The sequence below is a fragment of the Sphingomonas faeni genome (genome assembly GCF_023195535.1).
GTDB lineage: Bacteria > Pseudomonadota > Alphaproteobacteria > Sphingomonadales > Sphingomonadaceae > Sphingomonas > Sphingomonas faeni_B.
Map to the genome: position 1 here is coordinate 88,421 of NZ_JALPNF010000003.1, position 23,122 is coordinate 111,542.

Annotated in this window: 11 protein-coding genes; 9 read left to right on the top strand and 2 right to left on the bottom strand. The window is 66.8% G+C overall.

Annotated elements, in window-relative coordinates; translation table 11 throughout:
• Positions 1-36: 36 nt before the first annotated feature.
• Together SPHN_RS07700 and SPHN_RS07705 are read right to left on the bottom strand one after the other, a co-directional pair.
• Complete coding sequence (locus SPHN_RS07700; protein ID WP_128455172.1) at positions 37-774, bottom strand: GntR family transcriptional regulator; 738 nt, start codon at positions 772-774, stop codon at positions 37-39.
• Between the two features lie 96 nt (positions 775-870).
• The gene (locus SPHN_RS07705; RefSeq protein WP_248522563.1) at positions 871-1,626 is read right to left on the bottom strand and encodes a copper homeostasis protein CutC; all 756 of its coding nucleotides are present in this window, start codon (positions 1,624-1,626) and stop codon (positions 871-873) included.
• A gap of 377 nt (positions 1,627-2,003) precedes the next feature.
• Here SPHN_RS07705 and SPHN_RS07710 point away from each other — a divergent pair, with 377 nt between their 5' ends.
• From SPHN_RS07710 to SPHN_RS07750, 9 genes are read left to right on the top strand one after another with little or no spacing between them, the layout of a single operon-like run.
• Positions 2,004-4,829 (top strand): TonB-dependent receptor, encoded by a 2,826-nt coding sequence (locus tag SPHN_RS07710; RefSeq protein ID WP_248522565.1) that lies wholly within the window; start codon positions 2,004-2,006, stop codon positions 4,827-4,829.
• A gap of 58 nt (positions 4,830-4,887) precedes the next feature.
• Positions 4,888-7,089, top strand: coding sequence for a glycoside hydrolase family 2 protein (locus SPHN_RS07715; protein ID WP_248522567.1), 2,202 nt, complete (start codon positions 4,888-4,890; stop codon positions 7,087-7,089).
• On the top strand, positions 7,086-9,374 hold the full coding sequence (locus SPHN_RS07720; protein ID WP_248522568.1) for a beta-N-acetylhexosaminidase: 2,289 nt from the start codon (positions 7,086-7,088) through the stop codon (positions 9,372-9,374). Before SPHN_RS07715 ends, SPHN_RS07720 begins: the two co-directional genes overlap by 4 nt.
• The gene (locus SPHN_RS07725; protein WP_248522569.1) at positions 9,374-11,980 is read left to right on the top strand and encodes a beta-mannosidase; all 2,607 of its coding nucleotides are present in this window, start codon (positions 9,374-9,376) and stop codon (positions 11,978-11,980) included. Before SPHN_RS07720 ends, SPHN_RS07725 begins: the two co-directional genes overlap by 1 nt.
• Positions 11,977-14,658, top strand: a complete 2,682-nt coding sequence (locus SPHN_RS07730) for a beta-mannosidase (RefSeq protein ID WP_248522570.1) — start codon at positions 11,977-11,979, stop codon at positions 14,656-14,658. The genes SPHN_RS07725 and SPHN_RS07730 overlap by 4 nt, the downstream gene beginning before the upstream one ends.
• The gene (locus tag SPHN_RS07735) at positions 14,655-17,213 is read left to right on the top strand and encodes a glycoside hydrolase family 3 protein (RefSeq protein WP_248522571.1); all 2,559 of its coding nucleotides are present in this window, start codon (positions 14,655-14,657) and stop codon (positions 17,211-17,213) included. The genes SPHN_RS07730 and SPHN_RS07735 overlap by 4 nt, the downstream gene beginning before the upstream one ends.
• On the top strand, positions 17,210-18,643 hold the full coding sequence (locus SPHN_RS07740; RefSeq protein WP_248522572.1) for a glycoside hydrolase family 125 protein: 1,434 nt from the start codon (positions 17,210-17,212) through the stop codon (positions 18,641-18,643). The genes SPHN_RS07735 and SPHN_RS07740 overlap by 4 nt, the downstream gene beginning before the upstream one ends.
• The gene (locus SPHN_RS07745) at positions 18,640-20,955 is read left to right on the top strand and encodes a GH92 family glycosyl hydrolase (RefSeq protein WP_248522573.1); all 2,316 of its coding nucleotides are present in this window, start codon (positions 18,640-18,642) and stop codon (positions 20,953-20,955) included. Before SPHN_RS07740 ends, SPHN_RS07745 begins: the two co-directional genes overlap by 4 nt.
• On the top strand, positions 20,952-22,943 hold the full coding sequence (locus tag SPHN_RS07750; RefSeq protein ID WP_248522574.1) for an alpha-L-fucosidase: 1,992 nt from the start codon (positions 20,952-20,954) through the stop codon (positions 22,941-22,943). The genes SPHN_RS07745 and SPHN_RS07750 overlap by 4 nt, the downstream gene beginning before the upstream one ends.
• Positions 22,944-23,122 lie beyond the last annotated feature (179 nt).

The window sequence follows — 23,122 nt, forward strand, 5'->3', positions numbered from 1 at the left end:
ACGGTATGCCCCCCGGCCGGCGCCCGTGCGCCGGCGTCAGATGTCGTTGAGTTCGGCGACGAGATCGTAGGCGTCGCCACGGTAATAGGATTGGGTGAATTCGGCGGCCCGGCCATCGCGCAGGAAGCCGCGGCGTTCGATGAACAGGCCGGCATGGCCTGCATCGACGCCGAGCATCTTGGCATGCTCCGGGCTGAAATGGACTGCGCGCAGGCGTTGCAGCGCGCGGACCGGACGGTTGCCGGCCGCTTCGAGCGCCTCGTACAACGAGTCCTGGACGGCATCGATCGTCGGCAGGCAGTAGCCGGCGATCGTCGAATATTCGAGCGCCATCGGCGTGTCGTCGGCGTAGCGGATGCGCTGGAACCGGTACACCGCAGAGCCCGGCGACAGCCCGAGCGACAGCGATTCCTCGGGCGTCACCATGCCGATCGTGCGGCTGACCCACGCGCTGCTCGGCGTGCGACCGCGCGACTGCATGTCCTCCGAGAAGGACGACAGCTTCGAGAAGCTCTTCTCGACGCGGGTTGCGACGAACGTCCCTGCGCCGCGCCGGCGGGTGAGCAGGCCTTCCTCGACCAGCCCGCCGATCGCTTTGCGGACGGTGATGCGCGACACGTCGTATTCTATCGCAAGATCGCGTTCGGCCGGGAGCGCGTCGTCCTTGGCCAGCACGTTGCGGTTGATCGCATCGCGGATCAACTGCTGAAGCTGGACGTACAACGGCGCGGGATTGCCATCCCGGAACCTGCCAATGCTTGTCGAAAAGGACATGGACGCGACTTTCAATGGTGTTGGCACGAGCATTGCAAAGCGCGAACCGACAGCAGGGGAATGGGATACGTTATATATTGGTATTGTTCAAGCGGGTTACGGATCGAAGGAATCGAGTACCATCTTCAGGTCGCGGACACGGTGTGCATCGGTGACTCTTCGATGGGGCGCGGTGAACCCGAATTGGCGTTCGCGGGTATCGTCATCCGTTTCGGTCGGCGAGAGCGTGGCGCCGCACGACGCATGAACCTCGCGCAGGCCGGCATCGAGGAAGCGGGTCGCATTGCTCGCATCGATGCCGCTGCCGGGCAGAATGACGATCCGTCCGGCGGCGGCGTGATGGAGCGCCTCCAGCATCCGCACGCCGTCGGCCGCCTTGGGCGCGCCGCCGGAGGTCAGGATCCGATCGAAGCCGAGCGCGATCGCGGTCTCGAGTGCTGCGGGAAGGTCCGGGCAGAGGTCGAACGCGCGGTGCAGCGTCAGCGAGAGCGGTGACCCGCGCGCCGCGCCGTAGGTTCGCGCATGGTCGACGAGGTGCGCCAGAAGAGGGATGTCGAGACTATGATCCGCCGCGCTGGCGCCGATCACGACCCCCGCCAGCCCCGCGTCAGCCGCCGTGGCGATGTCCGCGGCGATCAATGCGGCTTCGCGGGCGCTGTACCGGAAGCCCCCTTCACGCGGGCGGACGAGCATATGGACAGGGATGGGCAGGTCGCGTGCTGCGACAATCAGCGAGGGGGTCGGGGTTAATCCGCCGAGCGCCAGCGCCGCGCAGAGCTCGAGGCGGTCGGCGCCCCCCGAAACCGCCGAATCGACGCCGGTGATGTCGTCGACGCAGATTTCGAGGGTCATTCGCCGGCTTTCGATTGGTCGTAATTTTATTACGTCTGGCCGATCGAGTCGGCGTGTTCAACGACAAAGTGGCAATCACAAAGCAAGAAAAGGTATTGCGACCATGACCGATCCTGGACGGCCGCCAATCCACCCCGAACGGGTTCGTCACATATAAATCCCGATTAAACAGCGACTTAACCGATCGTCGCAAAAGTTCCGCCGCATGGTAACCAAACTGTAATTACCGATGGATTTCGTAATCAAATTGGTTATACGATATCCGTACCAGACCGCACATATAGCGACCAAAATAGTACCAGCGGTAAGGGTGGATGTGACGCGGAGTTTCCGGGTCGGGATGACGCCGCGGCGTCGATTGGGAAGGGGCTTTGACGATGGTTTTCCGTAAGCAGGTTTTGTTGGCGTCGAGCGCGATCACGTTCGGTCTTGCAGGTTCCCTCTTCGCCCCATCGGCGATGGCGCAGGTCGCGACCACGCCCCCGACGACCACGCCCCCAACGACAACGCCTGCCGGTTCGGATACGCAGAATGGTGTACCCGCCACCGTCGATGCCGACCAGGACATCGTCGTCACCGGTATCCGCGGGAGTTTGCGGAGCGCGATTGCGGTTAAGCGTAACGCCAACGCGGTCGTCGACGTGATCTCCGCCGAGGACATCGGCAAGTTCCCCGATCGCAACGTCGCTGAATCATTGTCGCACATCCCCGGCGTCAGCATCGACCGTCGCTTCGGCGAGGGCGAGAAGGTCGCAATTCTCGGTACCGATCCTGCGCTGAACCGCATGCTGCTGGATGGCCATGCGCTGGCCTCGGCGGATTGGGGTGGCAACGACAACGATCCGTCGAGCCGCACGTTCAACTATTCGCTGCTCGCGCCCGAGCTGGTCGACCGCCTCGAGGTCTACAAGTCGCCCGAGCCGCGGATCGAGGAAGGCAGCCTGGGCGGTACGGTCATCGTCCGCACGCGTCGCCCGCTCGACCTGAAGGCCAACGCGATCTTCGCTTCGGGCGGCTATTCGTACAATGACCGTTCGGACAAGGGTAATGTCCGCGGCTCGGGTCTGTACAGCTGGAAGAACAAGGACGAGACGTTCGGCATCCTCGTCGCCGCGACTTACGACAAGCAGAGCCTGACGCGCTCGGGTGTCGAGTTCTTTGGCTATGACAACGTCGCGGCGAATGCGGACGGCACGCGCAACAGCCCGTTCGTCAACCGTGCGCAGGACGGCACGCTGAGCCTGAAGAGCCCGGGCGCGACCATCACCGGCGGCACGATCGCCGATCTCTACAACGCGGCGTCGCCGTTCGGGATCAACTATGCGTATTTCCAGCAGACGCGCGAGCGCAAGAGCGTGTCGGGAACGGTCCAGTATCGTCCGTCGTCCGATCTGACGTTCACGCTCAACGGCCTGCACATCGACGGCAACTACAACAATTCCAGCCAGTCGATGTACACCATCCCCGGCGCCTGGACCGGCGACGTGTTGCAGTCGGCGACGATCAGCAATGGCGTCGTCACCGGCGCATCGTTCGGTGCCGCGAACAGCCAATCCGCACAGCTCGACACGCTGGTACGCAAGACCAAGCTGAAGACCGACAACCTCAACTTCTTCGCCGATTATGAGGGCGATGGTGGTGCCAAGGTGTCGTTCGCGGGTGGCTGGAGCAAGGCGACCGGCGGGCGTAACCCGGAATATCTGTTCAACGTCCAGACCAAGCTGCCGTACAGCTATGCCTTCACCGACACGACCGCGACGGTGAACTTCGTCGGCGACCAGACCGATCCGGCGAACTATTTCACCAACCCGAACAACAACCCCGCGCAGATCGAGGGCCGCCCGGTCGTCATCAACGGCACGCAGCTGAACGCTGCGCAGATCGGTGGGCTCGACTACAGCGTCACGACCGACCGCGACATCTTCGGCGGCTATGACGCGACGATCCCGGTCTCGTTCGGGCCGTTCACCGAGATCCTGCTCGGCAGCCGGGTGACCGATCACGTCAACAAGATCGATGCACGCGGCGTCAACACCTACCTGACCAGCTCGCAGACGATCGCGCAGCTCGGCGTTCCCGTATCGCTCACGCCGAGCGGCACGTTCGATGGCAGCGGGGGCCTCGGCAACGCCACCAGCTATCTCAATCTGCCCGAGCAGTCGGTGATCGACATCCTCGCCGGTGCGATCAACAGCCCGCTGGTGACCAAGGTCGGCGCGTCGACCAAGGTCAAGGAGACGGTCATCGCCTCCTACGCACAGGCGAATTTCGACCAGGGCGGGTTCCGCGGCAACATCGGTGGGCGTCTGGTCTACACCCGCGATGTGTCGAACTTCGCGACGACGCCAAGCGGGGTCGTCAACCCGCAGCCGGTGCCGACGCGGACCTCGACCGACTATATGAAGTTCCTGCCGAGCCTCAACATCGCCTATTCGGTCAACCCGCAGGTGATCATCCGCGGCGCCGTGGCGCGCGTGATCTCACGGCCGCGCTATCAGGATCTGGCGGCGGCGACGACGCTCAACGACACGACGCTGGATGGCGGCGGCGGCAACCCGAACCTGAAGCCGTATGAGTCGACCAACTACGAACTGACCGCGGAATGGTATCCGCGCGCCGGTACGCTGCTCGCGGTCGAGCTGTTCCGTCGCGATATCGAGAACTACATCATCAGCTCGCGCCAGAACGTCGATTACTTCAACGCGCTGCAGAACCGGATCACGACCTACAACGTCAGCCAGCCGATCAACGGCGCCAAGGCGAAGGTCAACGGCGCGCTCGTCTCGGGCCAGGCGGAGATCTGGGGCGGCTTCGGTCTCCAGGCGAACTATTCGTACCAGGACAGCAGCACTTCGTCGATCGACGTGACCGGCGCCGAGCTCAACCTGCCGTATCTGTCGAAGCACACGGTCAACATCATCCCGTATTTCGAGAGTGGGCCGTTCCAGGCGCGGCTGAGCTACAACTACCGCACCGCGTATTTCCGGACGATCGGTCGTCTGGGATCGCGCGAGATGGTGGCACCGTACAACCAGCTCGATTTCTCGGCCGGGTTCAACATCACGCCGGCGATCACGCTGTCGGTCAACGCGCAGAACCTGCTCGACGCGACCTATCTCCAGTATAATACGACGCGCGATCGTCCGACCGCGTTCTACAAGAACGGTCGCACCTTTGCGGCATCGGTATCGTTCCGGATGTGACGTCTGGGCGCGCCGAAAACGGCGCGCCACCCTCCTCGACGGAAGTACGACGGCACGCATGATATCGGGATGTATCAGGGCGGGGTTGCGGCGGATCGGACATTACGGTGTCGGGTTCGCCTCGGCCGTCCTGATGCTGGTGCCGCTATCGGTGCCGCTGCCCGCCGCGGCGGAACAGATCGGCCTCGATGCGGGGTGGAGTTTCTGGTTGGCGAAGGATGCGCCGGCCGACCCGGCGTCGTTGAATCCAGCGTGGCTGAAAGCCGATCCGGCGGGAGCCGAAAGCGTCGCTGTTCCGCATAGCTGGCCGCTGTTGCGCAGTGCGGGTGCCGAGGGCGTCGGTTGGTATGCGCGGACGCTCGTGGTGCCCGAGGCGATCGTCTGCAAGCATCTCGAACTGCATTTCGACGCGGTGTTCTACGCCGCGCGGGTGTGGGTGAACGGGACGCTCGTCGGTAGCCACGAGGGCGGGCATACCGCGTTCGATATCGACGTCTCGAAGGTGTTGAAGCCGGGAGCGAACCGGATCGTCGTGTCTGCCGACGATCGGCCGGGCTTCGCGACGATTCCGGGTTATGCGATGCGTCTCCAGGGTTCGGGGAACGTCTGGTACGATTGGTGGCATAGCGGCGGGATCACGCGCGACGTTTCGCTGCGGATTGCCGAGGGCGGGCTGATCCGCCGCCAGCGTATCCGGCAGGTTCTGAAGGCCGACAGCGCGATCGTCACGAGCGGCGTCAGAATCGAGAATGTCGACAGCAAGCCCCATGATTTTTCGCTGACGACGAGTGCGATAGATCCCGACGGCCGCTTGGCTGCGCGCGCTTTCGCGGGTGTGACGGTGGCCGCGTCTTCGGCGGCGATGCCAGACGCTGCGCTGACGATCGCCAAGCCGCAACGGTGGCAGATCGGGGCGGGGAAACTCTATCGGATCGTCGCCGAGTTGCGCGACGAGAAGGGTGTGGTGCTCGACCGGCGCGAGGATACCATAGGCCTGCGCACGCTCGCGCTGCGCGACCGGCGGCTGTACGTCAACGACGTCGCGGTGCGCCTTACCGGCGTGACGCGGCATGAGGATTCGCCGTGGGAGGGTGCCGCGGAAACGCGCGGGACGATCCTGCACGACATGCGCGATCTCGCCGCGCTGCACGTGACGCTGACGCGGCCGGTGCATTACCCGCAGCCGCAGAGCGTGTTCGACGCGGCGGACCGCGCGGGCATGCTGCTGATCCCCGAGATCCCGATCTGGCAGATGACCGCGGCGCAGTTGGGCGATCCGCGGCTGCTGGTCCGCGCCAAGGCGATGATGGCCGAGATGATCGCCGAGAGCGGCAATCACCCGAGCGTGCTCGCGTGGAGCGTGATGAACGAGAGCGAGGCCGCGACGCCGCAGGGGCTCGCGTTCGTGAAGGCGATGAAGGCGCATATCAACGCGATCGATCCCGGCCGGTTCGTCACCTTCGCGGATTCCGAGATCGCGATCCGGCCGGTCCGCGTGCCCGCACTGGTCGAGGCCGATTTCGTGATGGCCAATGCCTATTTCGGCACCTGGAGCGGCGCGGCGTCGGGCGTTGGTCCGTGGCTCGACGCGTTCGGCAAAGCCTATCCCGACCGGATGCTGGTGATCTCCGAATTCGGCTGGCCCGGACCGTTCTCGAAGGACAGCGCGAGCGCCGACGTGGCGCGCACCGAAAACCTCAAGGATCAGCTCGCGGCGTTCGCGAGCCGGCCGTGGGTCGGTGCCGCGATCTTCTGGAGCTATTCGGATTACCGGTCGAACAAGAACCTCTTCGCGGGGCTTGCGGACGGCTATGTCGATCACGGGCTGGTCGATCCGGATCGCCAGCGTCGCCCGAGCTATTTCGCGTGGGAGGCCGCCAATCGCGCGGTGTCGGCGACCGTCGACCTGACGATGGCGGGGGAGATGCCGACCGGCTTTACCGCGACCGTCGCCGGGCCGGCGAAGGATGCGTTGCCGTCCTATCCGCTGATCAGTGCGCGCCTGCACTGGCGCGCGATGGGCGGCGATCGCGTGCTGCTCGGCGAGGGCGAGGAGGCGCTGCCGGTGATCGCGCCGGGTGGCACGGCGAAGGTTTCCGCATCGTGGGCGGGTCGCCTTTCGCCCGTCACGGTGACGGTCGATATCCTGACCGCGGAGGGCGCGCGCGCCGGCGGCGTCGTCCGCGACTATGAACCGTTCAAGGCGGGGTCGGCCGCCTATCCGCCCGATCCTGCGCAATTGCCGAAGGCTCCTTCATGATCCGTTTCCGCCCGCTCGCATTCGCGCTGTTGATGACGTCCTCCGCGGCGCTGGCCGAGGGCCCGAAGCTGATTCCGATGCCGGCATCGATCGAGACTCGGGCGGGGACGCTGACGATCGGCGGAGGGGCAGGGATCGTCGCGACCGATGCGGGGGCGAAGACGGCGGCGCGGTTGCTGGTGCAGCAGGTGAAGGTCGTACGCGGCCTGACGCTGGCGGGCGACGCGGGCGCCGGGCCGATCCGGTTCGTGCGGGATGCAGGCGTCGCGGGTGACGAAGCCTATGTGCTGACCGTCGACACGAACGGCGTGACGATCGCGGCGAGCGGTGATGCGGGCCTCGTCCACGGCGCGATGACGCTGGCGCAGTTGCTCAGCCCCGATGCGGCGATCGGCAAGCCGGTCACGCTGGCGGCGATGACGATCCGCGACGCGCCGCGCTTCAAATGGCGCGGGTTGATGATCGATCCGGCGCGGCATTTCGTGCCGATGGCGACGTTGTACGCGATGGTCGATCAGCTGTCGGCGCAGAAGATGAACGTACTCCATCTCCATCTGACCGACGATCAGGGCTGGCGGATGGAGATCAAGCGCTATCCCGATCTGACGCGGATCGGCGCCTGGCGCACGCCGCCGTCGAGCGGTGGTGCGCCGGGGCCGAAGGTCGGTGGATTCTATACGCAGACCGAACTGAAGGCGCTGGTCGCCTATGCGAAGGATCGCGCGATCACGGTGGTCCCGGAGATCGACCTGCCGGGGCATGCGCAAGCGGCGGTGGCGTCCTATCCGGCGGAGGTCGGCGTGCTCGGCGATCGTCCCGCGGTCAGCCACGACTGGGGCGTGAACCCGTGGCTGTTCAGCCCGGAGGACCGCAGCATGACCTTCATCAAGCATGTCCTCGACGAGCTGATGGACGTGTTTCCGTCGCAGTTCATCCATCTCGGTGGCGACGAGGCGGTGAAGGACCAATGGGAGCGGTCGCCCGCGGTGCAGGCCAAGATGAAGGCGCTCGGGCTGAAGACCGAGATGCAGATGCAGAGCTGGATGATCGACCAGCTCGGCGAGTATCTGGCAAAGCACGGCCGCCGCATGATCGGGTGGGACGAGATCCTGGAGGGCGGTTTGCCGCCGTCCGCGTCGGTGATGTCGTGGCGTGGCGAGAAGGGCGCGGTCGAGGCCGCCAATCAGGGCCATGACGTGGTGCTCAGCCCCGCGCCGACGCTGTATCTCGACAGCCTGCAGAGCACCCGGAGCGACGAGCCGGCGGGGCGGATCTCGGGCGGCGATGCGATCGTCACGCTCGCCGATCTCTACAAATACGAGCCCGAGCCGAAGGGCCTTGCGTCCGACAAGGCGCAGCATGTGCTGGGCGCGCAGATCAACGCGTTCAGCGAGTATTTCGTGACGCCCGAACAATTGGAGCACGCCACGTTCCCGCGATTGTCGGCGCTGGCCGAGCGGACATGGTCGCCGAAAACCACACAGGACTATGCAGGCTTCGTCGCGCGGCTGGAACCTCAGATGGGGCGGTATGCGCGGGCCGGAATCGCGGCGGCGGACAGCGCGTTCGCGGTCGACTTCGCGGTGCAGGGCACGCGCGGCGATGCGCTGCGGGCGCGCAAGGTGCCGGTCACGCTGGCGACGCAGGCGGGGTACGGCACGATCCGCTACACGCTCGACGGCACGGCGCCGACTGCGCGGTCGAAGGCCTATGCGTCGCCGCTGTCGCTCAAGCCTGGCGTGGTCGTTCGCGCGGCTGCGTTCACCAGCGACGGGCGCCCGACTGCGGTGCCGCGGCTGTTCGAGATGAGCCGTGCCGCGCTGTTGCGCCGGTCGAATTCGGAGATGGTCGCGTGCCCGGGCGGATCGCTCAACCTGCGCGTACCGCTGACCGCGGAGGCGACCGCGCTGGCACCGGTGTACAACATCAACATCTTCGATTCGTGCACGATGTATCCGGCCGCGCCGCTCGACATGGCGCGCGGCTTCAGCGTCGATGTCGCGCGGCTCGCCCGGCATTACGGGCTGGCGCACGATGCGAGCAAGCTGGTGCCGCATTATGCGGTGACGATGTACGGCGAACTCGTCGTGCGCGCGGGCGGCTGCAGGGGGACGATCGCGGCGACCTTCCCGCTGCCCGACCCGGCGACGAGCCCCAACCGCATGACGTTCCGCGGCAAACTTCCCGAGGGGAAGGGTGACGCCGACCTTTGCCTGCAATTTACCCAGTCGCTCGAGTCACCGATCTACGCGGTGGAATCGATGCCGCTGACGGAGACGAACTGATGCGTTGGACTGTACTTCTCCTGCTCGCGAGCGCCGCCACCCCCGTCTGGGCCGCACCACGTACCAGCGTCGCGCTCGACAGCGGCTGGTCGATGCGGATCGATCCGGCCGACACGGCTGCGGCCAAGGCGCATCCCAAGGCGGCACGCTGGTTGCGCGCGACCGTGCCGGGCAGCGCGCAGACCGACCTGATGGCCGCGAAGATCGTGCCCGATCCGTACAAGGGGCTGAACGAGGCGAAGATACAGTGGGTCGGGCTGACCGACTGGCAGTATCGCACGACCTTGCGGATGACCGCCGGGCAGCTCGCGCGCGATCATATCGACCTCGTGTTCGACGGACTCGATACGTTTGCCGAGGTGCGGCTGAACGGGACGAAGTTGCTCGCCGCGGACAACGCGCACCGGCGCTGGCGCGTGCCGGTCAAGGCGGTGCTGAAGCCGGGTGCGAACGACCTGTTGATCACCTTCCGCTCGCCGATCCGCACGTTGCAGCCGATGGTGCTGAAGACCGCGCATCCGCTGCCCGGCGAATATGATTCGATCTATGGCGACGAGCCGATGGGCAAGCAGACCTCGCCCTATATCCGCAAGCCGAAATACCAATATGGCTGGGACTGGGGCCCGCGGATCGTCACGCAGGGGATCTGGCGTCCGGCGCGGATCGAGGCGTGGGACGACGCGCGGATCGAGGCGTTTCGCGTGACGCAGGAAGCGCTGACGAAGACCGAGGCGCGGCTGTCGGCCGAACTCGACGTGGTCGCGGGCGAGGAGCGCCCCGTCACCGTGCAGGTCGCGGTGACCGGGCCCGACGGTCAGGTGACTCAGGCGGCACGGACCGTCACGGTCGCGGCGGGCGCGAGTCATGTCGCGGTGCCGGTGAGCATAGCCAATCCTCAGCGCTGGTTCCCGGCGGGCTATGGCGCGCAACCGCTCTATACCGTCAAGGCCACGCTGACCGACGGTACCGCGACGATCGACACCGTCCAGCGCCGCACCGGCCTGCGCACCGTCGAACTGCGCCGCGAGAAGGACGCGCAGGGGCGTGGCTTCGCGTTCGTCGTCAACGGCATCCCGGTGTTCGCCAAGGGCGCGAACCTGATCCCGTTCGACATGTTTCCCGCGCGCGTGCCAGAGAGCCAGATCCGCACCGTCATGGCCGGCGCGCGCGACGCGAACATGAACATGATCCGCGTGTGGGGCGGCGGCTATTATCTCGACGACGCGTTCTACGACATCGCCGACCAGATGGGCTTGATGGTGTGGCAGGACTTCATGTTCGGTGGGTCCGTCACACCGCCCGACCGCGACTTCCGCGAGACCGTCCGGATCGAGGCGGAGGAACAGGTCGACCGGCTCCAGGCGCATCCCTCGATCGTGCTGTGGGCGGGCAACAACGAAGTGCTCAGCGGCTGGGCGAACTGGTCCGACCGGATCGCGTACAAGAAGGCGGTCGGTGCGGACGAGCAGGAGCGGATCGGCGTCGGCATGGCGGTGATCTTCGACCGCGTGCTGCGCGATGCCGCCGAGCGCCGCGATCCCGACGCGGTCTATTGGCCGGGCTCGCCGAGCAGCAACTACGAGGACAAGCCCGACATCGATGGCGATGGCGACCGGCATTATTGGGACGTCTGGGGCGGCAAGAAACCGGTCGAGGCGTATCTCGACAGCTGCCCGCGGTTCATGTCCGAATACGGCCTCCAGTCGATGCCCGAGATGAAGACGATCCGGACGTTTGCGACCGACGCCGATTTCTCGCCGACCTCGCCGGTGATGAAGGCGCACCAGAAGTTCCTCAAGGGCGAGGGCAACGACCGGCTGCTGTTCTACATCCGCGAGAAATACCGCGAGCCGCGCGACTTCGCCGAGTTCGTGTATCTCAGCCAGGTGATGCAGGCCGAGGGGATCGAACTCGCTGCGCTGCATCACCGCGCTTGCCGGCCGGTGACGATGGGATCGCTGTTCTGGCAGATCAACGACGTCTGGCCGGGCGCGTCATGGGCCAGCATCGATTATTACGGTCGCTGGAAGGCGCTGCAATTCCGCGCGCGGCATTTCTACGCGCCGCTGGCGATCGCCGCCGAGCGCAAGGACGGGTCGACCAAAATCAGCCTGATCTCCGACGCGACGACGCCGACCGAGGCGGTGTGGCGGATGCGGACGCTCGACGTCGACGGGAAGGTGCTTGCAACGAGCGAGACGCCGGCGACGGTCGCGCCATTGTCCGCAACGGCTGTCGCGACGTTGCCCGATGCGACGCTGTTCGCGGGCGGCGATCCAGCGCGGACGATCGCGGTGGCGGAATTGCTGGTAAGTGGCCGCGTCGTCTCGCGCACGCTGCTGTCGGCGGCCCCCAAGACAATGACGCTGCCCGATCCGGGCCTGACCGCGACATGGGAAGGCGATCGCCTGACACTGACCGCGACCAAGCTGGCGCGCGCGGTGTGGCTCGACTTCGGCAAGGTCGAGGCGACGCCCTCCGACAATGCGTTCGATCTGCTGCCGGGGGAGACCGTTACGGTGACTGTAGCGTCCAAAACGTCGACGGCGGCGCTGAAACGTGCGCTGACGATCCGGACACTGGCCGGGCAAGTCGTTCCCAAGTGATCCGCGTCGGTCGAATCCTGCTGGTCGTGATCGGCCTCGCGATGGTGGCCCCGGCGCTCGCGGAACCCGCGGCGCGGCCCGCGGCGGGGCCGATCACGCGCGTGCTGGATACCGGATGGGAGGTTCGCCTCGCACCGGGCGATGCCAACGCGGCCGCGCACAAGGCGGCGACGCGCTGGTTGCCCGCACGCGTGCCGGGATCGGTGCAGACCGACCTGCTTGCCGCGCATTTGCTCGCCGATCCGTGGGTCGGCGAGGGTGAACGTGCCGCGCAATGGGTCGGGCTGTCCGACTGGCAATATCGGACCGTCTTCACGCTGGATCCGGCGACGCTGGCGCGGGCGAATGTCGATCTCTCCTTCGACGGGCTCGACACGTTCGCGACCGTCCGCGTCAACGGGACGGCCGTGCTCCGCGCCGACAACATGTTCCGCAGCTGGCGGGTCGCGGCCAAGGCGCTGCTAAAGCCTGGTCGCAACGTCATCGAGATCGATTTCGAATCGCCGATCCGCAAGCTCCTGCCGCGCGCGCTGGCCGAGAAGGTGCCGCTGCCGGGGGCCTATGACACGGCGTTCGGCGACGAGCCCAAGGGCCGCCAGACCGCGAATTACGTGCGCAAGGCGGCCTATCATTATGGTTGGGACTTCGCGCCGCGGATCGTCACGATCGGCGTCGGCAAGCCGGTCCGGATCGAGGCGTATGACGGTCTCCGCCTGAGCGACTTCCATGTCGCGCAGGTGCATCTCGACGACAGCGTCGCGGTGCTCGATGCGGCGGTGGAGATCGACGCCGCGACACCGCGCACCGTCGACGTCCGCGTGGATATCGCCGGCCCCGACGGCACGACGCAACGGCTCGACCGGCGCGTGACTTTGTTTGCGGGGCTGAATCCGGTGGTGCTGCCGGTCCGGATCGAACGCCCGAAGCGCTGGTGGCCGGTCGGGTATGGCAAGCCCGATCTGTACGCGGTCACCGCGACGGTCACCGAGGCGGGGCGCGTGCTCGGCACTGCGACGCACGATATCGGACTGCGTACCGTCGAACTGCGCCGCGATCCCGATCGCTGGGGGCGCGGCATGGCGTTCGTGATCAACGGCGTGCCGATCTTCGCCAAGGGCGCGAACCTCGAGCCCGCCGACAGCATCGCGTCGCGCGTTCCCGCGGCGCGCACCGATGCGGTGCTGGAGGCGGCGGTCGCGGCGAACATGAACATGCTGCGGATCTGGGGCGGGGGCTATTATCCCGACGATGCGGTGTTCGCCAAGGCCGACCGGCTGGGGCTGATGCTGTGGCAGGATTTCATGTTCGGCAACGCGCTGCCCGCCAACGACGCCGCCCTGCGCGAGAGCACACGGCTGGAGGCGATCGACCAGGTCCGGCGGCTTCGCGATCACCCCTCGCTGGTGATCTGGAACGGCAATAACGAGGTCCAGACCGGGTGGGACAATTGGAGCGACCGCAAGGCCTTCGCGCGTGCGCTCGGGCCGGACGGGCAGGAGGCGTTCGGCGCGCATCTCCGCCGGTTGTTCGACAAGGATCTGCGTGCGGTCGTCAACACGCTGTCGCCGAGCACCCCTTATTGGGGTGGTTCGCCGACCACCGATTACGACGGCATTTCCGAAGTGAAGACCGATGGCGACGTGCATTACTGGGATGTCTGGGCGCGGTCTCCGCTCGAGGATTACCTGACCACCGAAAACCGCTTCATGTCCGAATTCGGGCTGCAATCGATGCCCGGCCTGCGCACCACGCGCGAGATGCTGGGAGCGCGTCGCCCGGAGGACATGCCGGTCCAGATCGCCGGCAGCGCGTATGACAGCGGCAAGGGCAACGGCCGCATCCTCGGCTATATCCGCGCCGATTACGGCGAGCCCAAGTCGTTCGTCGAGTACATCTATCTGTCGCAACTGCTCCAGGCGGAAGGCTTGGAGATGGCGGTGATCCACCAGCGCGCATCGCGTCCGCAGAACATGGGCACGCTGTACTGGACGCTCAACGACAGCTGGCCCGGACTGGTCAACTCGATCTGGGCGGGGCAGGCCTGGGGCAGCATCGACTTCCACAATCGCTGGAAGGCGAGCCATTACCGCGCCCGGCGTTTCTATGCGCCGGTCACAATCGGCGCGCAGCATATCAAGGGCAACACCGTCGTCACGCTGATCTCCGACAAGCGCGAGGCGTTCCCGGCGCGCTGGCGCCTGCGGGTGATCGACCGCGACGGAACGCTGCTGTCGGAACGCGGCGGGGCGGTCGATGCGGCGCCGCTCGCGGCGATGCCGCTGGGCAATTTCGCCGATGCCGACCTCCTCGGCAAGGCGGATCCGTCGCGGACCTTCGCGGTGGCGGATGTGACCGTGGATGGCACGGTCGTCGCGCGGCAGTTCGTCTATTTCGCCAAGGCGAAAGACGTCGCGCTGGCCGATCCCGCGCTGAAGGCGACCATCGTCGCTAGCCCCGACGGCTATGCGCTGACCGTCTCGGCCAGGTCGCTCGCGCGGGGCGTCTGGATCGACTTCGGCGAGTGCGACGCGACGCTGTCCGACAATGCCTTCGACCTCGCCGCCGGCGACACCGTGACGATTTCCGTCCGCTCCGATGCATCGCTCGCGACGCTCCAACACGCCCTCTCGGTCCGCAGCCTGTTCGGCGCGACCGTCCCGACCAAGGCTACATCATGATCCGCAATGCGCTGTTCGCTGCCCCGCTCGCCGCCCTGCTCGCCACGTCCGCGCTCGCGCAGACGGTCGATCCGGCGGTGCGCAGCATGACGCTCGACGAGAAGGCGGCGCAGTTGCAGAGCGTCGCGCCGGCGATCCCGCGGCTGAACCTGCCCGCGTATGATTATTGGAACGAGGGGCTGCACGGGCTCGCGCGCAACGGCGTCGCAACGGTGTTCCCGCAGGCGATCGGGTTGGCCGCGACGTGGGACGAGGCGCTGCTCAGGCGTGTCGGCGATGTCGTGTCGACCGAGGCGCGGGCGAAGTCCAACGCGCTGCCGGCGGGGGATCGCGCGCGCTATCAGGGGCTGACGATCTGGTCGCCCAACATCAACATTTTCCGCGATCCGCGTTGGGGTCGTGGGCAGGAGACCTATGGCGAGGACCCGTATCTGACGGGGCGGCTGGGGGTGGCGTTCATTGGCGGGCTGCAGGGGCCGGACCTTGCGCATCCCAAGGTGATCGCGACGCCGAAGCATCTCGCCGCGCATAGCGGGCCCGAGGCGGGGCGCGACGGGTTCGACGTCGATATCAGCCCGCATGACCGCGAGGCGACGTTCCTGCCCGCGTTCCGGATGGCGCTGACCGAGGGCAAGGCGCTGTCGACGATGTGCGCGTATAACGCGATTCATGGCGTGCCGGTTTGCGCGTCGAAGCCGTTGCTGACCGAGACGGTGCGGAACCAATGGGGCTTCAAGGGGCTGATCGTGTCCGACTGCGACGCGGTCGGGAACATCGCGAATTACCATTATTACCGGCCCGATAATGCGAGCGGGTCGGCGGCGGCGATTTCCGCTGGCATGGATTTCAACTGTGGGAAGACCTACGCGGCCCTCGGCGATGCTGTGCGGCGGGGGCTGGTGCCCGAGGCGACGATCGACGCGAGTCTGACGCGGACGTTCGCGGTGCGGCGGATGCTCGGCGGGGCGTTCGGGACGACCAGTCCGTGGGACATGATCAAGGCGACCGAGTTCGACACGCCTGCGCATCGTGCGCTGGCGCTGGAGGCGGCGCGGAAAGCGATGGTGCTGGTCCAGAACAACGGCGTGCTGCCGCTGAAACCCTCGGCGAAGATCGCGGTGATCGGGCCGAATGCCGACAGCGTCGATGTGCTGGAGGCGAATTATCATGGTACCGCGGCGGCGCCGATCACGCCGTTGGCGGCGCTGCGGACGTCATTTGCGGGCGTGCGGTACGCGCAAGGGGCGAGCATCGCCGAGGGCGTGCCCGTTCCGGTGCCCGATACTGCGCTGGCGCTGCGCGGCGAATATTTCCGGGGGAGCGATTTCGCGGGCACGCCGGTCGTGCGGGCCGACCGGACGATCGACTTCGACTGGGATCGCACCGCGCCTGCATCGGGGATCGACCCGGCCGCGTTCTCGGTGCGCTGGACCGGGACGATCATCGCACCCGCGGCGGGCGACTATGTGTTCCGGCTCGACGTGCCGCGCTGTTTCGACTGCAAGGGGCATGATCCCTCGCGGTTGTGGATCGACGACAAGCTGGTCGCCGACGACGATGGCAGCGGGAAGAACGTCGAGGCGGCGGTGACGTTGGCCGCTGGTCCGCATTCGATCCGCGTCGAACTTGCGCATAGCGGTGAGGACCAGGGGCTGCGGCTGAACTGGACTGCGCCTGCGGAGGCGCAGGTCGCGGAGGCGGTTGCGGCGGCGAAGGATGCCGACGCTATCGTCGCGTTCGTCGGGCTGTCGCCCGCGGTCGAGGGCGAGGCGTTGCAGATCGAAGTGGCGGGCTTCTCGGGCGGCGATCGGACCGATATCGGGCTTCCCGCCGCGCAGGTGCGTCTGCTCGAAGCGGCGAAGGCGACCGGCAAGCCGCTGGTGGTCGTGCTGATGACCGGCAGCGCGGTCGCGATGACCTGGGCGAAGGCGCATGCCGACGCGATCCTGGTCGGCTGGTATCCGGGGCAGGCTGGCGGGCAGGCGATCGCCGATACGCTGGTTGGCAAGAGCAATCCGGGCGGGCGACTGCCGGTGACGTTCTACGCGAAGACGCGCGATCTGCCGGCATTCATCGACTACAACATGCGTGAGCGGACCTATCGGTATTTCACCGGCACGCCGCTGTGGGGCTTCGGGCACGGGCTGAGCTATACGCAGTTCGCTTATGCCGCGCCCAAACTCGCGCGCAGTACGATAGCCGCTGGCGAGAGCTTCACCGTCGAGGTGCCGGTGCGCAATACCGGCAAGCTCGCGGGCGACGAAGTGGTGCAGGCGTATCTCGTGCCGCCCGAGCCGGCGGTGAAGCCGCGCTTCAACGATCCCGTGCTGCAGCGCCAACTGGTCGGGTTCAGGCGCGCGACAGTGAAGCCCGGGCAGACGGCGCGCGTGGCATTTACGATCGATCCGCGCGGGATGAGCAGCGTCGATGCGGCGGGCAATCGAAGTGTCGTGCCGGGCGAATACCGGCTGCATATCGGTGGCGGCCAGCCAGGCGACGGGCCGGGTGTCGAGACCGTCTTCACCGTGACGGGAAGCAAGGATCTGCCGAAATGATTGATCGTCGCATGCTCATCGCGGGCGCCGCGGCGCTCGGGCTTGCCGGACCGCTGCGGGCGGCCACGCCGTCGTTCGTCAGCAAGCGTCCGAAGCTTGCCGATCGGCGCTACACCAGCGCTGCGGTCGAGGCGGAGATCGCGCGCGTGTCGGCGAAGATCGCCGATCCCGAACTCGCGTGGATGTTCGGCAATTGCTATCCGAACACTCTCGATACGACGGTGTTCATGGGGTCGGTCGACGGAAAGCCCGATGCGTTCGTGATCACCGGCGATATCGACTGCATGTGGCTGCGCGACAGTTCGGCGCAGGTCCATCCGTATCTGCCGCTGGCGAAGCGCGATCCGGCGTTGCGGACGCTGTTCCGCGGGCTGATCGCGCGGCAGGCGCGGTGCATCCTGATCGATCCGTATGCCAACGCGTTCATGCATGATCCCTCGGCGAAGACCAATCTGAGCTGGTCGCTGACCGACGACACGGTGATGAAGCCCGGCGTCGGCGAGCGGAAATGGGAGATAGATTCGCTCTGCTACCCGATGTGGATCGCGCATGCCTATTGGCAGGCGACCGGCGACGTCGCACCGTTCGATGCGCTGTGGGCGGACGGCGCGCGCGCGTCGATCCGGACGTTCCGCGAGCAGCAGCGCAAGGACGGGCCGGGGCCGTATCGCTTCCGCCGGTCGTCGCCGATCGTCGGCGAGAGCATGCCGCTCGACGGTTATGGTCCGCCGTCGCGCGCCGTCGGGCTGATCCACTGCGGGTTCCGGCCTTCGGACGATGCGTGCGTGCTCCCGTTCCTGATCCCGTCGAACATCTTCGCGGTCCGTGCGCTGCGCCAGTTGGCGGAACTCGCGACGCGCGCCCGGCCGGATGCTGCGCTGGCGGCGGATGCGACCGCGCTGGCCGACGAGGTCGAGGCGGCGCTGCGGTTGCATGGGCTGACTAAAGGCGCGGACGGCCAGCCGGTCTGGGCGTATGAGGTCGATGGCTATGGCAACGCGATCTTCATGGACGACGCCAATGTGCCGAGCCTGTCGGGGCTTGCGTATCTCGGTGCGGTGAAATCCGACGATCCGCTCTGGCGGCGCACCGCGGCGCGCGCGTGGAGCAAGGACAACGCGTATTTCTTCACCGGCAAGGCGGCGGAGGGGATCGGGAGTCCGCATACTGGCTTGCGCGAGATCTGGCCGATGTCGATCGTGATGCATGCGTTGAACGCGCTCGAGATGGGCGACGACGCGACCGTCGCGCGGTCGCTGGCAGCGCTGAAGGCGACGCATGGCGGCACTGGGTTCATGCATGAATCCTTCAACCAAGACGACGGCGCGAAATTCACGCGGTCGTGGTTCGCCTGGGCCAACGGACTGTTCGGCGAACTGATCGTCGACATCGCTGCCAAAAATCCCGCACTGCTCGGAGTCCGCGCATGACCATTTCCCGCCGTATGCTCCTCGCCGGGAGCGGTGCGCTTGCGCTGACCGCGCGTGCGACCTTCGCCGCCACGCCGCGTGGACAGCAGACTGCCCCCGATCTGTTCGTCGGGACTGGCGGTCATGGCCACACCTATCCGGGCGCGACCTTGCCGTTCGGGATGGTGCAGCTCAGCCCCGATACCGATGTCGAGCGCTGGGATGCGTGCTCGGGCTATCACCGCACCGACACGTCGATCATGGGGTTCAGCCATACGCATCTGTCGGGCACCGGGATCGGCGACATGCTCGACGTGCTGGTGGTGCCGACGCGGGGGCCGGTGCAGTTGACGCCCGGTACGCTCGCCAATCCCGATGCGGGGTATCGCCAGCGCTTCTCGGCCGAGCATGCCGAGCCGGGATATTACCGCGTGACGCTGGAATCGGGCGTGCGGGCGGAGCTGACCGTAACCGAGCGGACCGGTATCCAGCGGCATGTGTTTCCAGCGGGCGCGGGGCATATCCTGATCGATCTGTCGCATCTGATCCTCGACAAATGGGATCATGGCGTGCTGATCGACGACGCCTCGCTGAACGTCGACGAGGCGGGCATGCTGACCGGCAGCCGCCGCGTGTTCCGCTGGGCGAAGGGGCGGCGGATCCACTTCGCGATGCAGCTGTCGCGCAAGCCCGACCGGATCGTGTTCTACGGCGATGGCGACGCCCCACAGGCGGCGGACGCGAAGGGCGTCGCGGGCAAGCGCGTCAAGGCGGTGCTGCACTATGACGACGCCGGCGCCTCGCCGATCGTGATCCGCACCGGAATCTCCGCGGTCGACGTCGCCGGCGCGCGCAAGAACCTAGCGGTCGAGGCGCGGCATTGGGATTTTGATCGCTATCGGGCCGATGCGACCAAGCGTTGGGCGCCCGCGCTTGCCGCGGTCAGTGTCGAGGGGGGCACGCCTGCGCAGCGCACGATCATGGCGAGCGCGCTGTATCACGCACAGCTCGCGCCGACGCTGTTTTCCGATGTCGACGGCCGCTATGTCGGGCTCGACTGGCAGGTGCACACGGTGACCGGCAAGGATCGTGCGTACAGCTCCTACTCGATGTGGGACACGTATCGCGCTCTGCATCCGTTGCTCACGCTGATCGAGCGCGAGCGGACCGCGGAGCTGGTCGGCGACCTGATCCGGCAGACGCAGCAGAGCCCGTACGGCCCGCCGGTCTGGCCGTTGCAGGGGGTCGAGACGGGGTGCATGATCGGCTGGCATTCGGTGTCGGTGATGGCCGAGGCGCGCGCGAAGGGCGTGCCCGCGAACTATGCCGCGGCGTGGCCGAACGTGCGGCGCCGGTCGTTCGATTTCGCGATGCCTACGATGGACAACAGCCTCGGGATCAAGCCGTACGACACGATGGGCTACATCCCCGCGGACACGGTGTTCGAGTCGGTCTCGCGCACGCTCGAATATGCGTATGACGATTACGCCTCGGCGCATCTGGCGGATGCTGCGGGTGCGACCGCCGATGCCGCGCAGTTGCGCAAGCGGAGCGGGAACTGGCGCAACGTGTTCGACGCGTCGATCGGGTTCGCGCGGCCGAAGCTCGAGAACGGGACATGGACCACGCCCTATGATCCGATCGCGCTGGGCCATGCGTCGAAGTGGCGCGATTATACCGAGAGCAACGGCTGGCAGGCGACGTTTCTCAACCAGCACGACGTCTACGGCCTGATCGCGGCGATGGGCGGCGATGCGAAGTTCGAGGCGAAGCTCGACGGGCTGTTCAACGCGCCGTCGACCCTCCCGAAGGATGCGCCGCCCGACATCAGCGGGCTGGTCGGCCAATATGCGCATGGCAACGAGCCGAGCCATCACGTCGCGTATATGTACGCGTATTGTGGTGCTGCGTGGAAGACGCAGGCCATGGTCCGGCGGTTGCTGACCGAGATGTATAAGGACGATCCAGACGGCATCATCGGCAACGACGATTGCGGGCAGATGAGCGCGTGGTTCGTGCTGAGCGCACTCGGGCTGTACCCGGTCGATCCGGTGAGCGCGAATTATGTGCTGGGCTCGCCGCTGTTCGACCGGGCGGAGATGCGCGTCGGCGCAGGCCGGACTCTCGTTGTCGAGGCGCGCGGCAATGCGGCGGGTCGGCCGTACGTCCAGTCGGTCACGTGGAACGGCCGGCCCTGGACGAAAAGCTGGATTGCGCATGCCGATATCGTGCGCGGCGGTCGGCTCGTGTTCGAGATGGGCGACACACCCAACCGTGATTTTGGCCGCGCGCCTGCCGATCGGCCGCCAGCAACCACCGGAGTTTCGCGATGACCTTGGATCTCAATCGCCGCGCGTTGATCGCCGGTACGCTCGCTACCGCTGCTGCCGGTCGCGCGAACGCCGCGGCCCCGGTCGGTGCACCAGCTCCGTGGGGCGCAACGCCGAGCGTCCGCCAACTCGCCTGGCACAAGCGCGAGCGCTACGGCTTCGTCCACTTCACGTTGAACACCTGGACCGACAAGGAATGGGGGTATGGCGACGAGGACCCCAAGCTGTTCGATCCGACCGCGTTCGATCCGGACCAGATCGTCGCGGCGGCGAAAAGCGCGGGGCTGACCGGCCTCGTCCTGACCGCCAAGCATCATGACGGCTTCTGCCTGTGGCCGACCAGGCTTACCGAGCATTGCATCCGCAACAGCCCGTACAAGGGCGGCAAGGGCGACATCGTCCGCGAGCTGGGCGACGCATGCCGCCGCGGCGGGATTGCCTACGGGCTGTATCTGTCGCCCTGGGACCGCAACCGAGCCGATTACGGCACGTCTGCGTATATCGACTATTTCCGTGCGCAGCTGACCGATCTCTGCACCAATTACGGCGAGCTGTTCGAAGTGTGGTTCGACGGCGCGAACGGCGGCGATGGCTATTATGGCGGCGCGCGAGAGGCGCGGAAGATCGATGCGCCGAAATATTACAACTGGCCGTCGATCATCGCGCTGGTCCACAAATTGCAGCCGATGGCGTGCACCTTCGATCCGCTCGGCGCGGATATCCGCTGGGTCGGGAACGAGGACGGGCGCGCGGGCGATCCGTGCTGGCCGACGATGCCGAACCATCCGTATGTGCAGAGCGAGGGCAATTCGGGCGTGCGCGGTGCGCCGCTCTGGTGGCCGGCCGAGACGAACACGTCGATCCGGCCGGGCTGGTTCTATCATGCCGACGAGGACCTCCAGGTGAAGTCGCCGCAGCGGCTGATGCAGTTCCACGACGAGTCGGTCGGGCGCGGCACCAACATGATGCTCAACCTGCCGCCCGATCGTCGCGGGCTGATCGCGGAGCCCGATCTCGCGTCGCTGAAGTCGTTCGGCGATGCGTTGCGTGCGAGCTTCAAGACCGATCTTGCGAAGGGTGCGGTCGCGAGCGGACCGTCGCGCGGCGCCCGGTTCGCGCCGGCCAACGTGCTCGACGGCAATCCCGACACCTATTGGAGCACACCGGATGCGATGAAGACGCCGTCGCTGGTGCTCCACCTGCCGCCGGGGCGCCGCTTCGACCTGATCCGGATCCGCGAGGCGCTGGCGCTCGGCGTGCGCGTCACGAAGTTCGCGATCGATGTGGCCGACGCGAAGGGCGCGTGGCGCGAGGTTGCGGTGCACGAGTGCATCGGTGCGCAGCGGATCATCCGCCTGCCCCTGCCGGTGACGGCGCGGCGCGTGCGGCTGCGGATCGTTGAGGCACCGGCGTGCCCGGCGATCACCGAGGTTTCGCTGTTCCTGAGCGTCGCGCCGGTCGCGGTTGCGGCGTCGCAGGCGACGGGCAACAAGATCATCTCGAAGACCGGGTGGACGATCGCGGGCGCGATCCAGCACAGTCTGCCGATGAAGGCGGGCAAGCCGGATTTCGCGGGCGAGACATCGCTGGCGGGCGTGGTCAAGCCCGGATTGCCCGGTGCGGAGGCGGTGCTCGACGACGATCTCGCGACCGTCTGGACGACGCCTGCGCCGACGCCGACGAGCGTGGTGATGCTGATGATCGACATGGGCAAGGCGGATCAGGTGGCCGGGTTCAGCCTGACGCCGACCCGTCAGGCGCTGCCCGACGCCGGGCCGCCGGGCCGCTACCGCGTCGAGACGAGCGAGGACGGCAAGACCTGGACGCCAGCGGGCGAGGGCGAGTTCGGCAACATCGCCTATGCGCGGGCAACGCAGCGCATTACCTTCGCGAAGGCGCGATCGGCGCGGTACCTGATGCTCGGCTTCACGACGGTCGCCACCGCTCAGCCGAAGATGGCGATCGCCGGCATCGGTGCGTTCCGGCCGTAAGCTCCTGATCGATCCTCCCCCGCAAGGGGGAGGTGTCGCCGAAGGTGACGGAGGGGGAGGACACGGAACGGCTGTTTTCCTTTCCTCCCCCTCCGTCTGGCAAGGGCCAGCCACCTCCCCCTGGCGGGGGAGGATTAGAGCAGGGGCTGGGCTAGCCGGCTCTGATCGGGCATGGCTTC